Annotated in this window: 13 protein-coding genes; 3 read left to right on the top strand and 10 right to left on the bottom strand. The window is 58.3% G+C overall.

All coding sequences use genetic code 11. From position 1 onward, the window contains the following. Positions 1-3 precede the first annotated feature (3 nt). From HYN24_RS05305 to HYN24_RS05260, 10 genes are all read right to left on the bottom strand, one after another. The gene (locus HYN24_RS05305) at positions 4-903 is read right to left on the bottom strand and encodes a helix-turn-helix domain-containing protein (RefSeq protein ID WP_117608286.1); all 900 of its coding nucleotides are present in this window, start codon (positions 901-903) and stop codon (positions 4-6) included. After that, the gene (gene pilW, locus HYN24_RS05300) at positions 900-1,700 is read right to left on the bottom strand and encodes a type IV pilus biogenesis/stability protein PilW (RefSeq protein ID WP_117608285.1); all 801 of its coding nucleotides are present in this window, start codon (positions 1,698-1,700) and stop codon (positions 900-902) included. The genes HYN24_RS05305 and pilW overlap by 4 nt, the downstream gene beginning before the upstream one ends. Continuing rightward, positions 1,697-2,788 carry a 23S rRNA (adenine(2503)-C(2))-methyltransferase RlmN gene (gene rlmN / locus HYN24_RS05295; RefSeq protein ID WP_117608284.1) on the bottom strand — a complete coding sequence of 364 codons (1,092 nt, stop codon included), beginning with the start codon at positions 2,786-2,788 and terminating at the stop codon, positions 1,697-1,699. Before rlmN ends, pilW begins: the two co-directional genes overlap by 4 nt. Positions 2,789-2,852: 64 nt before the next feature. Beyond that, the gene (gene ndk / locus HYN24_RS05290) at positions 2,853-3,281 is read right to left on the bottom strand and encodes a nucleoside-diphosphate kinase (protein WP_117608283.1); all 429 of its coding nucleotides are present in this window, start codon (positions 3,279-3,281) and stop codon (positions 2,853-2,855) included. A gap of 72 nt (positions 3,282-3,353) precedes the next feature. Further along, positions 3,354-4,040: a hypothetical protein gene (locus HYN24_RS05285; RefSeq protein ID WP_117608282.1), complete on the bottom strand. Its 687-nt coding sequence runs from the start codon at positions 4,038-4,040 to the stop codon at positions 3,354-3,356. Between the two features lie 104 nt (positions 4,041-4,144). After that, positions 4,145-5,428: a TRAP transporter large permease gene (locus HYN24_RS05280; RefSeq protein WP_117608281.1), complete on the bottom strand. Its 1,284-nt coding sequence runs from the start codon at positions 5,426-5,428 to the stop codon at positions 4,145-4,147. Continuing rightward, on the bottom strand, positions 5,425-6,150 hold the full coding sequence (locus HYN24_RS05275) for a TRAP transporter small permease (RefSeq protein WP_117610215.1): 726 nt from the start codon (positions 6,148-6,150) through the stop codon (positions 5,425-5,427). The genes HYN24_RS05280 and HYN24_RS05275 overlap by 4 nt, the downstream gene beginning before the upstream one ends. Positions 6,151-6,213: 63 nt before the next feature. Further along, entirely contained in the window at positions 6,214-7,218 is a 1,005-nt protein-coding gene (locus tag HYN24_RS05270) for a TRAP transporter substrate-binding protein (protein WP_117608280.1), read from the bottom strand. Between the two features lie 373 nt (positions 7,219-7,591). Continuing rightward, a complete protein-coding gene (locus tag HYN24_RS05265) occupies positions 7,592-8,623 on the bottom strand; it encodes an IS110 family transposase (RefSeq protein ID WP_117610214.1) in 1,032 nt (343 codons plus the stop codon). Positions 8,624-8,737: 114 nt separating this feature from the next. Beyond that, the gene (locus tag HYN24_RS05260; protein ID WP_117608279.1) at positions 8,738-10,087 is read right to left on the bottom strand and encodes a dicarboxylate/amino acid:cation symporter; all 1,350 of its coding nucleotides are present in this window, start codon (positions 10,085-10,087) and stop codon (positions 8,738-8,740) included. Positions 10,088-10,237: 150 nt separating this feature from the next. Between HYN24_RS05260 and HYN24_RS05255 the strand changes: the two genes are divergently transcribed. The 3 genes from HYN24_RS05255 (at position 10,238) to trxA (ending at position 13,251) form a co-directional block, all read left to right on the top strand. Further along, a complete protein-coding gene (locus tag HYN24_RS05255) occupies positions 10,238-12,223 on the top strand; it encodes a PAS domain-containing sensor histidine kinase (protein ID WP_117608278.1) in 1,986 nt (661 codons plus the stop codon). After that, positions 12,220-12,816, top strand: a complete 597-nt coding sequence (locus tag HYN24_RS05250; RefSeq protein ID WP_117608277.1) for a response regulator transcription factor — start codon at positions 12,220-12,222, stop codon at positions 12,814-12,816. Before HYN24_RS05255 ends, HYN24_RS05250 begins: the two co-directional genes overlap by 4 nt. Positions 12,817-12,924: 108 nt before the next feature. Continuing rightward, positions 12,925-13,251: a thioredoxin TrxA gene (gene trxA, locus HYN24_RS05245; RefSeq protein WP_117608276.1), complete on the top strand. Its 327-nt coding sequence runs from the start codon at positions 12,925-12,927 to the stop codon at positions 13,249-13,251. Positions 13,252-13,300: the final 49 nt, after the last annotated feature.

Below are 13,300 nucleotides of genomic sequence, written 5' to 3'. Positions count from 1 at the left end.
GACTTACTCCAGAACCAGACGGGCCACATCGCCGCGCGTATGGGGGGCGAGATCGACCGCCTCGCCATGCCAGAAGACACGAACCCCCGGCGCATAGCCAACGTTCAGGGAAAGCGGCCCGTGGCCATCCATGGCCTGCTCGGCACCGGCCGCAAGGCGCTGGGAAAAAATGACTTTATTGTCGCGATCCCGGACTTCAAGCCAGGATTCCTTGTCGACCACGAAGCGCAATTGCGGCGCCTTGCCCGATTGGCCGACATTAGTCCCGGTCGCCGGCGCGGCGGTGGTCGATGGTGGCGACTGCACTTCGGCCGGTGCCAGCGCCTGCGGATTCATCACCTGTTGCGGCGTGCTGCCGGGTGGGAAAACCGGCTCGGCGGCGGGGGCTGGCGCCACCACTTCCTTGTCCTTGCGGGCCAGCGAATCAAGAAGCGACTGGGTGCTTTCACGCAGCGACGACAGATCACCGGGCATCAAAAAATAGGCCAGCGCTGCGAGCACCACCGAGCCAGCACCGATCAGCACAACCAGCTTGCTACGCTGCGAGCCAGCGCTGCCGGAATGCGGCATGGCCGCCGGAGCTACGTCGGAATCGCCAAGGCTGCTCACCGGCTTTTCCAGCACCTCATCGAGCTGGGCCATGAGCGGTGCCGAATCAATCTGGACCAGACGGGCATAATTGCGAACAAAACCACGGATAAAGGTATTGCCCGGCAGACTCTTCCAGTCGCCGCCTTCGAGGGCATCGACCTGGCGCTGCCCGAGCTTCAGCGTCTGCGCGATATCTGCCACCACCAACCCGCGCGCCTCGCGCGCCAGGCGCAACTGCTCACCCACCGGCGGCCCAGAGATCACAACAAGCTCTTCCGCCACGACGTCCTGGTAATTCTCCTGCTCACTCATTCAAAATTGCCCTTTAGGAATTCCTGATACTCCGGCGATGTCGGATAGCGGCCGCGCAGTTGCGAGGCGTAGCCAGCCTCACCCGCCCGGTTGCCCTTCTTGCGATCCAGGCGCAGACCAAGCCACAGGGCATCTGCCGTCGGTGGCTCCATCATTTTCAGCGACTCAGCCAGATAGATGCGCGACTCTTCGAAATTGCCGCGCCGGTAAAAGATCTGGGCCAGTTGCAGACGTGCCGACACAGCGCCATCGCGCGAAAGCTGCAAGGCCTTGAGCAGGTAGTCCTGCGCCGCGTCGAGATCACCTGCCTTGAAGGCACAGGTGCCGGCATTGGTATAGGCCCGGTCCGGCGTTTCGTAGAGCGGGCTCTTCAGCGCGTTGAGAAAATAGCCGATGGACTGGCGCTCCTTGCCTGTTTCGCAAAGAAACCAGCCGTAATTGTTATTCACCTCAGGATCGTTCGGCGCGAGGCTCAGGGCCTGGCGAAAATCCTCTTCGGCCTTGCCGTATTCCTTGAGCGACAGACGAACCAGGCCGCGCACGCTATACGCTTGGAAATAGGCGGAATCAGCGCTCAGCGCAATGCGCAGCTCATCGAGGGCAACGCCCGGATTGCCCGCCTGGAAATACATCGAGCCCAGCTCGGTATGAATCTTGGCCCGACTGCGCGGATCGCTCGGGCCTCTGGCCTGACCGGTGGCCGCTGGATTGAAGTCATATTGCGCATGGGCGGCAACGGTACAGAGCACACCCAGACACACCGCTACTACCCAGCTTTTAAGCGAGAAAATATTCACGATCTTGCCTCCACTAGGGGAATCACCCGGCTGGCGGTCCGTCGGGTTTTGTCCTGCACTTGTCCGGCCAGTTGGCCACAGGCAGCGTCGATGTCGTCACCGCGCGTCTTGCGCGTGGTGGTGACGATACCGGCCTGCATCAGGATATCGGCAAAGCGCCGCACCCGCTCGGCCGGCGAACGCTTGAACGGCGAACCCTGGAAGGGATTGAAGGGAATCAGGTTGAACTTGCAATGGACCGCCTTGACCAGCGCCAGCAGTTCGCGGGCGTGGGCATCGCTGTCGTTGATGCCGTCGAGCATGATGTACTCGAAGGTGATGAAATCGCGCGGCGCCTTGTCGAGGTAACGCTGACAGGCGGCCATCAGTTCTTTGAGCGGATATTTCTGGTTGATCGGCACCAGTTGGTCGCGCAGCTTGTCGTTCGGCGCATGCAGCGAAACGGCGAGGGCAACCGGACATTCGTCGCCGAGGCGATCCATGACCGGCACCAGACCCGAGGTCGAGACCGTGACGCGGCGGCGCGACAGGCCATAGGCGTTGTCGTCGAGCATGAGCTTCAAGGCGGCAACGGAATTTTCAAAATTGGCGAGCGGCTCGCCCATGCCCATCAGGACAACATTCGAAATCACCCGCTCGTCGCCATGCACGGCGCCCAGGGCGTGGTTGGCCTGCCACAGCTGGCCGATGATTTCCGCCACCGTGAGGTTGCGGTTGAAACCTTGTTTGCCGGTCGAACAGAAGGCGCAATCGAGCGCGCAACCGGCCTGCGTGGAAATGCACAGCGTGCCACGGTCGTCTTCGGGGATGAACACCGTTTCGACGGCGTTATTGTTACCGACATCGATCAAAAACTTGCGCGTACCGTCATCCGACAGCTTGTCGGAAACCACGGCCGGCGGCAAAACAACCGCCGTCGCCTTGAGCTTCTCGCGAAGGCTCTTGGCAATATCGGTCATGGCGTCAAAATCCGCCACACCGGAGCGATGAATCCAGCGCAGTACCTGCTTGGCCCGGAAGGGCTTTTCACCCTGCTCGGCAAACCAGGCAGTCAGGCTTTCGCCATCGAGATCAAGAAGATTTTTCATGGGTTCCAGGAACAAAGGTGGCGCTTTTGGTTAAAAGCCCCACCCTCAATCCGATTGGCAGCTTTTAGCGGCCGGCGTAAACGTTCAGGCCCGGGAAGAAGAAGGCAACTTCCACGGCGGCGGTTTCGGGAGCATCAGAGCCATGCACGGCATTGGCATCGATCGATTCAGCGAAGTCAGCACGGATGGTGCCCGGTGCGGCTTCCTTCGGGTTGGTGGCGCCCATCAGCTCGCGGTTCTTGGCGATGGCGTTTTCGCCTTCGAGCACTTGCACCATGACCGGACCGGAGGTCATGAAGGAAACCAGATCCTTGAAGAAAGGACGAGCCTTGTGCACAGCGTAGAACTGGCCGGCTTCCTGTTCGGACAACCAGACCATCTTGGAAGCAACGATCTTCAGACCATTGGTTTCAAAACGGGAGTAAATCTTGCCGATAACGTTCTTGGCAACAGCGTCAGGTTTGATGATGGAGAGGGCGAGTTCGATAGCCATAAAATTGCTCCGCAAAAGCTAGTCAGTTGAAAAACGGACAATTTTAGCAGATTCGGGCCACGAACGCCCGACTCACTGCGCAGCGTTTTTCCCGCCGTCGCCCCTGTTCAGAGGGGCGCGCAACAGTGAAAAACTGCGCGGCGCCACGTATTGCAGCAACTCCTTGCCGTCGGCATCGACCACGACGTCAAGCCCCTTCTCCGGATAAAGCAGATGAACCCGCTTTTCAGAGACAGCCAGACGCTCGCCCGGCGCACCAAAACGCTGGACCACCATCGCCTCGTCGAGATTTCCGGCGGGAATAACGCTGATCGCCTTGACCGGCATGTTTTGAATGACCACCAGATCATCCGGATGCAAGGTGATCTTGCGCGTCGTGCTTTCCATGTGATTGGCCTTGAGGGCGCGTTCTCGCATGGCGGTAATGGCCTCGGACGTTACATCCACCGTCACCACCACCTTGGCCAGGACAAAACCGAGCGCCACTTGCGAGTAATAGCCCTCCACCGCACCCACCTCATCCGGCTCGGCGATGATCGCCAGGTCGATCTCGCTGCCAAACTTCTGGCGCACCTCGCCGAGCGTGCTGACTCCCGGTCGCAAACCAAAGACTGAACTGCCTCCCTGGCCGTCCAGCTCGATCTGCCAGGGCAGGTTGGCATTGGGGTCGACACCCTCCTGTTTGCCCGGCCCCGGAATCAGAAAAGGAACCACCAGCGCAACGAGGACAAGGGCAATCATCGACAGGGCAAATTTCATGGTTTTCTGGCAGTCGTTCCGGGGAGCGGATTGTGCCATACCGGACTGGCAAAAAAACAAGCCCCGAACAAAGTCGGGGCCTGCCCATATCAAGCACAGAAGGCTTAAATCATTCCTAGCCGCTGTGGCAGCCACAGCGACAGCGCTGGCCAGTAAGTCACGACCATCAGGAACCCAAGCATGGAAAGCAGCCACGGCCAAACCGCCACAGTCAGTTCGGTAATGCCCATTTTGGTAATACCGGAAGCAACGTAGAGATTGAGGCCCACCGGCGGGTGGCACATGCCGACTTCCATGTTTACCACCATGATGATGCCGAAATGCACGGGATCGATACCCAGCCTGATCGCCACCGGGAAGAGAATCGGGGCAAAGATCAGCACGATCGACGAAGGCTCCATGAAATTGCCGGCCAGCAGCAACAACACGTTGCACATCAGCAGGAAAGCGATCACCCCCAGTCCATTGCCCATCATCCAGTCAGCCAGCGCCTGCGGAATGTTCTCGTTGGTCATGATGAAGGAGAACAAGACAGCATTGGTGATGATGTACAGAAGCATCGCCGACATATTGGCTGAATTGAGCAATACCTTTGGTACATCCTTGATGCCGAGGTCTTTGTAGATAAAGACGGCACAGATGAAGGCATAGACCGCCGACATGGCCGCCGCTTCAGTCGGCGTAAAGATGCCGGTATAGATACCGCCCATCACGACGACGATCAGCAGCAGACCCCACACCGAAGCGCGGAAGGCTTTCCAGCGCTCCCCCCAGGTTGCCTTGGGCTGACGCGGGTAGTTGAATTTCTTGGCGCGATACCAGGTCACACCACCCAGCGTTGCCGCCAGGGCCAACCCGGGGATAACGCCAGCCATGAACAGCGCACCGACCGAGGTATTGGTCGCCACCGAGTACATGACCATGACGATGGACGGCGGAATCAGGATGCCGAGCGCCCCCGAGGTGGCGATGACGCCCGCCCCGAACTTGTTCGGGAAACCCGCCTTGACCATGGCCGGCAGCAGGATGGAGCCGATGGCCACCACAGTTGCCGGGCTGGAGCCGGAAACTGCCGCGAACAGGGCGCAGGCCAGCACGCCGGCCAGGCCAAGACCGCCGTACCAGTGGCCGACCATCGATGTGGCGAAATTGATCATCCGTTTCGCCACCCCGCCATGGGTCAGGAAGTTGCCGGCCAGAATGAAGAACGGAATGGCCATGATCTCGAACTTCTCGATACCGGTGAACAATTTCAGGGCCACCGATTCGAGTGGCACCTGCGTCATCGTAAAGAGAAAGGTGAGCACTGTCAGGCCGAGCGAAATGGAGATCGGCATGCCGGTCAGCATGAGAACAGCGAGCAAGCCAAAAATTACCAGGGCGTTCATTGCTGTTCTCCCTTGTCGTCGTTGTGACGGCGGTCAGCACCGGTGCGGCGTTCGCCCAGCATGGGATGCTTGAGGTCGTGCATGTGCAGGTTGTCGTCCATGCCATAAAGATTGACATCGGCCGGCGGCACTTCATCCTCAAGTCCATCGACGTGGCCATGATCGTGATGCGGCAATTCTCCTGTTTTCAGGAAGCACCACGTAACTTGAAGAAAACGGAAACACATCAGCGACGAACCCAGCGGGATGGCGCTGTAGACCATCCAGGTCGGCCATTCCAGATCGGGCGTCGTCGGCCCTTCGTAGTTGTCGCCGGTATCGATGCCCAAGAACTTGAAAATGGCGTAGTGAGCCCCGTTTTCCCAGACAAAATGGGCCCCCAGCGTAGCCACAACCCCCGTGAATAAGGCTCCGGACAGCAGCCCGAAAACAATGGCCTTGCCGCGCTTGCTATCATCAAGGCGGTTGATCAGCACATCGACCCCCACGTGGATACCGGTCCGCACGCCATATGCCGCGCCAAACTTGGCCATCCACACGAACATGATGATGCACAGTTCCTGCGCCCAGCCGAAATCGAGTGTCAGCAGCCAGTCCTGAAGCCCGGGAATATCCTGTCCGGCCAGGTAGCGGTGCATGACGGAAATGAAAATAATGAGTGTGGCTGCCCCCATCAGGAAAGTAACCAGCAACTCTTCAAGGTGATTCAACGCCTTGTTGATCATGACGAGTTCCCCCGTTGTGAAGCGGAGGCCGCAGCCCCCGCTTTCCTGTTGCTATGACGATTAAAGGCTGTCCGGCTTGAATCCAGTGTCCTTGTAAACCGACTGGATAACTTCCTTGCCAACGCGCCCTTCCATCTTCTGATGGACTGGCACCAGCGCCTTCTTGAAAGCCAGGCGCTCTTCCTTGGTCGGCACATAAACGGTGGTCTTGCCGCTTTTCTTGACGGCATCCAGCGCACTGTCGTTTTCCACCTTGGCAATCTGGTTGGCGTAACGGGTCGCCTGCTCCATGGCGTCTTCGAGCTGGCCACGGACATCAGCCGGCAATCCATCCCAGAACTTCTTGTTAACAATGACCGCATAGCCGAGGTAGCCATGCTCGGTCAGCGTCAGATGCTTCTGCACCTCGTGCATTTTCTGCGTGTAGAGATTGGAAATCGGATTCTCGGTGCCATCGACCACGCCGGTCTGCAAAGCCTGATAAACCTCAGAGAAAGCCATCACCTGAGGCAGACCGCCGAGCGCCCGGATTTCCTCCTCAAGCACCTTGGACGACTGGATGCGCAGCTTCTTGCCCTTGAGATCGGCCGGCGTCTTGACTGGCGTATTCAGGGAGAATGACTTGAAACCGTTGTCCCAATAACCCAGACCTCGAATGCCCTTGGGCTCCAGCTTGGCCAGCAACTGCTTGCCTACCGCACCATTGGTCACCTTGCGCAGCGCATCGTAGTCACTGAAGATAAATGGCAGATCGAAGACTTCGAATTCCTTGACGCCGAGCGGGCCGAATTTGGCCAGCGACGGGGCCAGCATCTGGACGGCGCCCAGTTGCAAGGCCTCCATCTCTTCCTTGTCCTTATAAAGAGTGGAGTTGGCATAGACCTCAACCTTGACCTTGCCCTTGGTCAGCTCTCCGGCTTTCTTGGCAAACATCTCGGCTGCCTTGCCCTTCGGCGTATCGGCGGCAACCACGTGGCTGAACTTGATGACAATCGGCGCCTGTGCATAGGCGGCCAGGGACAGTGCGCCGGCAAACAGGGCAACCAGCAGCTTGGATACTTTCATTGTTGTCTCCTCCAGAGATTGGAATCGCGAACTATTAATTTCGCCTGAGTGAAAGTATTACGAAAGAGATAAGCGCAGCGTATTGTGGTTATCCACATGCCGATTACCCAATAAAATCTATGGTCAGCCCGATTTTTGCAAGGGAGATTTTGTTTTAAACTAAAGTTGGCTTGCGCAAATCTATCCGGCGTCGAATTGGGGAAGGAATTCCCCGCGCCACGATGAGAGCCGCGCCTGGCAATCCTCAAAAAACCATCAGCGTGTGATCGCTGTTTTTATTGTCAGGTTCTTTGCCAGGCCGTTGTGCCGTTTAGTTCATCACGTGATCTACCGTCGCAAAACCAGGTGGGTTACAAAAAGGTGAAGCGTTCCGTCAGATGGTGGCAGCCAGCGAACGGGATTGATAGTGTGTCCCTTTGGCGAGGATAGCCCAGGCGATCCTCGCCATTTTGTTGGCCAGCGCGCAGGCCACGACATTCGAGTGCCGTCGGCACAGCATGTCCCGTACCCATTCACCGAGCCCATCGCTTCTTGTCTGAATACGTTGCATGATGGTCCGTGCCCCCTGAACGAGCAATCGTCGCAAATTCTTGTCGCCCCGTTTGCTGATGCAGAGCAAGGTTGGTTTGCCGCCGGTGCTGTACTGACGGGGCACCAGACCGATGGAGGCGGCGAACTGGCGAGCATTGGCAAACTGATGGGCATCGCCCAGTTCGACCGCCAGGACGCTGGCGGTGATCGGCCCAATGCCAGGAATTTCCAATAAGCGTTGGCTACGCTCGTCTTCAGCCAGTTGTTGAGCCAATTCGCCCTCGACCGCTTTGATCTGTTCATCCAGATATTTGAAATGCGCACGCAAGTGCTCGATAACAGCCATCAGGCGAGGTGGCAAAACTGCTTCATGCTCGGCCAGCACGGCTGGCAAGCGTTTGATGATGGCCGGGCCTTTCGGTAAGCTGATCCCAAATTCCAGCAAGAAGGCGTGGATCTGGTTAGTCGTCGACGTCCGATCCCGCACCAGCGCCTCACGCACGCGATGCGTCGCCGAGATGGTCTGCTGGCTTTCATTGCGCGGACTCACAAAACGCATGTTCGGTCGGCTCGCCGCTTCGCAGATCGCCTGCGCGTCGGCAAAGTCATTCTTGTTGCCTTGGACGAACGGCTTTACAAACTGCGGTGAAATCAACTTCGCCTCGTGACCCATCGCCGATAGGCGCCGGGCAATCCAGTGCGCACCCGCACACGCCTCCATCACAACCCGACAAACCGGGAAATTGGCCAGCTGCGTCAGCATCTGGCTACGCGAAAGCTTCTTGCGAAATACCATGCGACCTTGGGCATCCTGCCCATGTAAATGAAAACAATGCTTTCCAAGATCAATGCCAATGAGGGTAACCGTGTTCATGATGATCGCCTCCAAAAGAAAAAATCCCCACTCAGCTTACCGCTGGTGGGGATCGGGCTGACTATCTCATTAAACCGCCGGACCAGCCGGCGGTTTTGTTGGCGACAATCAATTTCAGTGATGTTCGACGATTGGTCTGGGCGAATGGGGAATAATCGCTTCCGGCGCATCGTCAAGCACCAGTTCCGGACGATCAGCCTCGTCGCTGGTTTCATCATTGAGCACGGCCGTCAGGCGATCCGAATCCAGCGCCTTGCACCATTTGGCGACCACCAGGGTGGCCACACTGTTGCCGATGAAGTTGGTCAGCGCCCGTGCTTCGGACATGAAGCGGTCGATCCCGAGAATCAGGGCCAGCCCCGCGACCGGCACAGTACCGACGGCCGACAGGGTGGCTGCCAGCACGATGAAGCCGCTACCGGTCACCCCGGCCGCGCCCTTGGACGTCAGCAACAGGATGGCCAGCAGGGTCACCTGCTGGGTCAGATCCATCGGTGTGTTGGTCGCCTGGGCAATGAACACGGCAGCCATGGTCAGGTAGATCGAGGTGCCATCAAGATTGAAGGAGTAGCCGGTCGGGACGACCAGACCCACCACTGATTTCTCGGCACCGGCGTTTTCCATCTTGGCCATCAGACGGGGCAAAGCCGACTCGGACGACGAGGTACCGAGGACCAGGAACAGTTCTTCCTTGATGTACTTGATCAACTTGAAGATCGAGAACCCGTGGAAGGCGGCAATACTGCCCAGCACCCCGACGATGAAGATGACGCAGGTCAGGTAGAAAGCACCCATCAGGCTGGCCAGCTGGGTCAGGCTACCCAGGCCATGCTTGCCGATGGTGTAGGCCATGGCGCCGAAGGCACCGATCGGGGCGACCTTCATGATGACGCCGACGATACCGAACAGCACGTGGGACAGCTTCTCGATCAGATCGAAGACCGGCTTGCCGCGCTCGCCGAAGGAATGCATGGCATAACCGAAGAGGATGGAGAAGAACAGGACCTGCAGCATGTCCCCCTTGGCAAAGGCATCGACAACGCTGGTCGGGATGATATTGAGCAGGAAATCGGTCGTCGATTGCATCTGACCGGGCTGGGCGTACTTGGCGATGCCCTTGGTGTCGAGCGTCGATGCATCGACATTCATGCCGACCCCGGGTTGCCACAGATTGACCACGACCAGGCCGATGACCAGGGCGATCGAGCTGACGATTTCAAAGTAAAGCACGGCCAGGCCGCCGGTCTTGCCGACCTTCTTCATGTCTTCCATGCCGGCGATGCCGACAACGATGGTACAGAAGATGATCGGCGCGATGATCATCTTGATCAGTTTGATGAAGCCATCGCCCAGCGGCTTCATCGCAGCGCCGCTTTCAGGGTAGAAATGGCCAAGCGCGACACCGATGATGATGGCGACGATGACCTGGAAATACAGACTCTTGAATATCGCTTTTTTGGCCATGAAACCCAATCTCCTTTGGTGAATTTTTTCTGGAATATCTGAACTCGGCCCCGAGTATCCAGAAATTCGCTGCGGCGCACCATTGTGGTTATCCGAATTGTGGAAACCCACAATGTCAGTTCGCGCAAGGGCGTGATGTAACATTCCCGCATGATCGATGCTCGCCCCTCCCTGCCTTCCAGCGCCCGCCGACTGCGCTGGCTGCTGGCCCTGCCAAAACTGGGCATCGTCCTTTTGCTGGCCTCGCTGCTGACGCTACTCTGGCTGACCCACCAGAATGAAATCGACGAAGACCGGGCTACACTGATCAAGGACGTCCTCTGGCTGGAACAGAACATCCGCTTCCACCTCAATGGCAACGAAGAACAGTTGCAACAACTGGCTTCCGACCTGGGTACGCAGACTGACAGCAAGGGGTTATTTCAGCTGCGGGCGGCTCATCTGCTGAAAAACAACCCGGAAATCTCACAATTCCTGTGGTTCGACGCGAACCGGAAGGTGATCGACGCGCTACCGACAGCACGTCTCCCCGACCAGGAAATCGCCGCCTTCGGCCCCCCGGTCACCGACAAGGCCTTCGAACTGGCGAGTCGTCTGGGCAAACGTTTTTACAGCGAACCGTTTTTCCTCGATGGCAACCGTGCCTTTATCGAAATCCTGGTCCCGGTTTTTGCCAAACAGGAGCTGAAAGGAATGCTGGTTGCGGTCTATCCACTCGACACCCTACTCAGCAATCTGGTTCCGTGGTGGTTTACCGAAAAATATCAGGTGGTCATTGTCGACAACAATGACGTTCAATATGCCGCCAAGAGCAACATCCAGGGCAAGAGTACGCAGAGTTACGAGATTCCCTTCGACCCACCTGGCTACGGCATGGAATTACGGGTCACCAGTTATCAGAGCGCTGACAAATCCCTACCCCGACTGCTTACCCTGGCCATTATCGCGCTGGCCGCCGGCGTTTTCTGGAGCCTGTGGCTGGTTCGCGACCTCATGAAAAAGCGCTCCCAGGCCGAAGAAGCGCTCCGGGCCGAACATGCATTTCGTGCCGCCATGGAGGATTCACTGACCGTTGGCATGCGTGCCCGCGACCTTAACGGCCGGGTCATTTACGTCAATCCGGCCTTTTGCAAGATGACCGGGTTTTCCCCGGACGAACTGGTCGGCAAAACGCCGCCGATGCCTTACTGGGTGCCGGAGCAAATCGATGAAACCTTCGCCATGCACCAGATTGTCCTGGCCGGCAATGCACCACCTGACGGCTTCGAGATCAGCTTCATGCGCAAGAACGGCGAACGTTTTGACGCCCTGGTGTATGAAGCCCGGCTGATCGATGGCAACGGCCGCCATACCGGCTGGATGGCCTCCGTGCTCGACATTACCGAACGCAAGCGGACAGAAGAACTGGCCCGCCTGCAGCAGGAACAACTGCAATTCACGTCGCGCCTCGTCACCATGGGGGAGATGGCGTCGACCCTGGCCCATGAGCTGAATCAGCCACTGGCCGCCATTGCCAGCTACAACACAGGCTGCCTGAATCTGCTCGAGCGCCCCGATTGCCAGCCGCAGGATATCCGCCCCGCCCTTGAGAAAATCGGCGTCCAGGCACAGCGGGCCGGCAAGATCATCCGCCGCGTCCACGACTTCGTCCGCAAGAGCGAACCCAAGCGCGCACCTTGTGCGCTGGCCGAGGTGTTCGAGGATTGTCTCGGTTTTGTCGAGGCCGATGCGCGCAAGCGGCACATCCGCATCGCCTGCGAAATCCCCCAGCTTCCCCCCATCCCGGCTGATCGCTTGATGCTCGAGCAGGTCATGCTCAACCTCATCCGCAACGGCATGGAAGCGATGGCCCCCACGCCAGAGGCCTGGCGCGTCCTGAGCATCGACGTCGTCCCGAGCGACAACGAAGTACGCATCAGCGTCAGCGACAACGGCAGCGGCATCGCCCCGGATATCCGCGACAAGTTGTTTACGGCCTTCTTTACCACCAAGCCCGAGGGGATGGGCGTCGGCCTGTCGATCTGCCGTTCGATCATCGAATTCCATCGTGGCCGGCTGTGGGCAGAAGACAACCCCCACTCACCGAGCGGAAGCGGTACGATATTCATCTTCACCCTGCCGCTGGAAACCGAATGAGTACCCCGCAAGCCCACCTGGTCGATGATGACGATGCCATTCGCGATGCTCTGGCCTGGCTCCTGACCTCGCGTGGGATTCCCGCGACGGCTTACGACTCGGCCGAAAGTTTTCTCGCCGCCTGGACACCGGCCATGCGCGGCTGCATCGTCCTCGACATGCGGATGACCGGCATCAGCGGGCTTGACTGCTTCGATCAGTTGCTCGAAAAAAAATCAACCCTGCCGGTCATCTTCCTGACCGGCCACGGCGACGTACCGCTGGCCGTCAGCACGCTCAAGAAAGGCGCCTTCGATTTCTTCGAAAAGCCGCTCAACGACAACGAACTAGCCACCCGCATCGAAGAGGCCATGGCCCTCGATGCCCGGCAGCGGGCAGCCAACGCCTCGGTCGACTCGGTCAAGGCTCGCCTGTCGACCCTGACCACCCGCGAGCGGCAGATCATGGATCTTGTCCTGCTCGGCAAATTCAACAAGGTCATCGCCGACGAACTGAACATCAGCATGCGCACCGTCGAGGTGCACCGGGCCAATCTTTTCGACAAAATGCAGGTCAAGACAGCCGTCGAACTGGCCAATCTGCTGAAACCCTGATGCTGATGCTTCCCTACCGCTTCTTTTTTCGCTAGCATCACAGAATATTCATGTCGCCAACCAAGGCGCAATATCCCCGATTCGTTCCACCCATTCCATGAGGCAACCATGAGCGAGCATATTCATTACGTAACCGACGACACCTTTGAAGCGGAAGTGTTGCAATCGCAGCAACCCGTTCTCGTCGACTACTGGGCCGAGTGGTGCGGCCCGTGCAAGATGATCGCTCCGATCCTTGACGAAGTCGCCAACGAATATGCCGGCAAGCTCAAGGTCGCCAAGGTCAACATCGACGACAACCAGGCCACGCCTGCCAAATACGGCATCCGCGGCATTCCGACGCTGATGATCTTCAAGAACGGCAACATCGAAGCAACCAAGGTTGGCGCACTGTCCAAGTCGCAACTCGCTGCGTTTATTGACAGCAACCTGTAATCTCCGTAGTCTCCCCTCCTGAAGGTGCGTCCTGCACCTTCAGGCAGAT

This window comes from Dechloromonas sp. HYN0024, from assembly GCF_003441615.1.
Taxonomy (GTDB): Bacteria; Pseudomonadota; Gammaproteobacteria; order Burkholderiales; family Rhodocyclaceae; genus Azonexus.
This window is presented reverse-complemented; position numbering and strand designations above follow the sequence as displayed.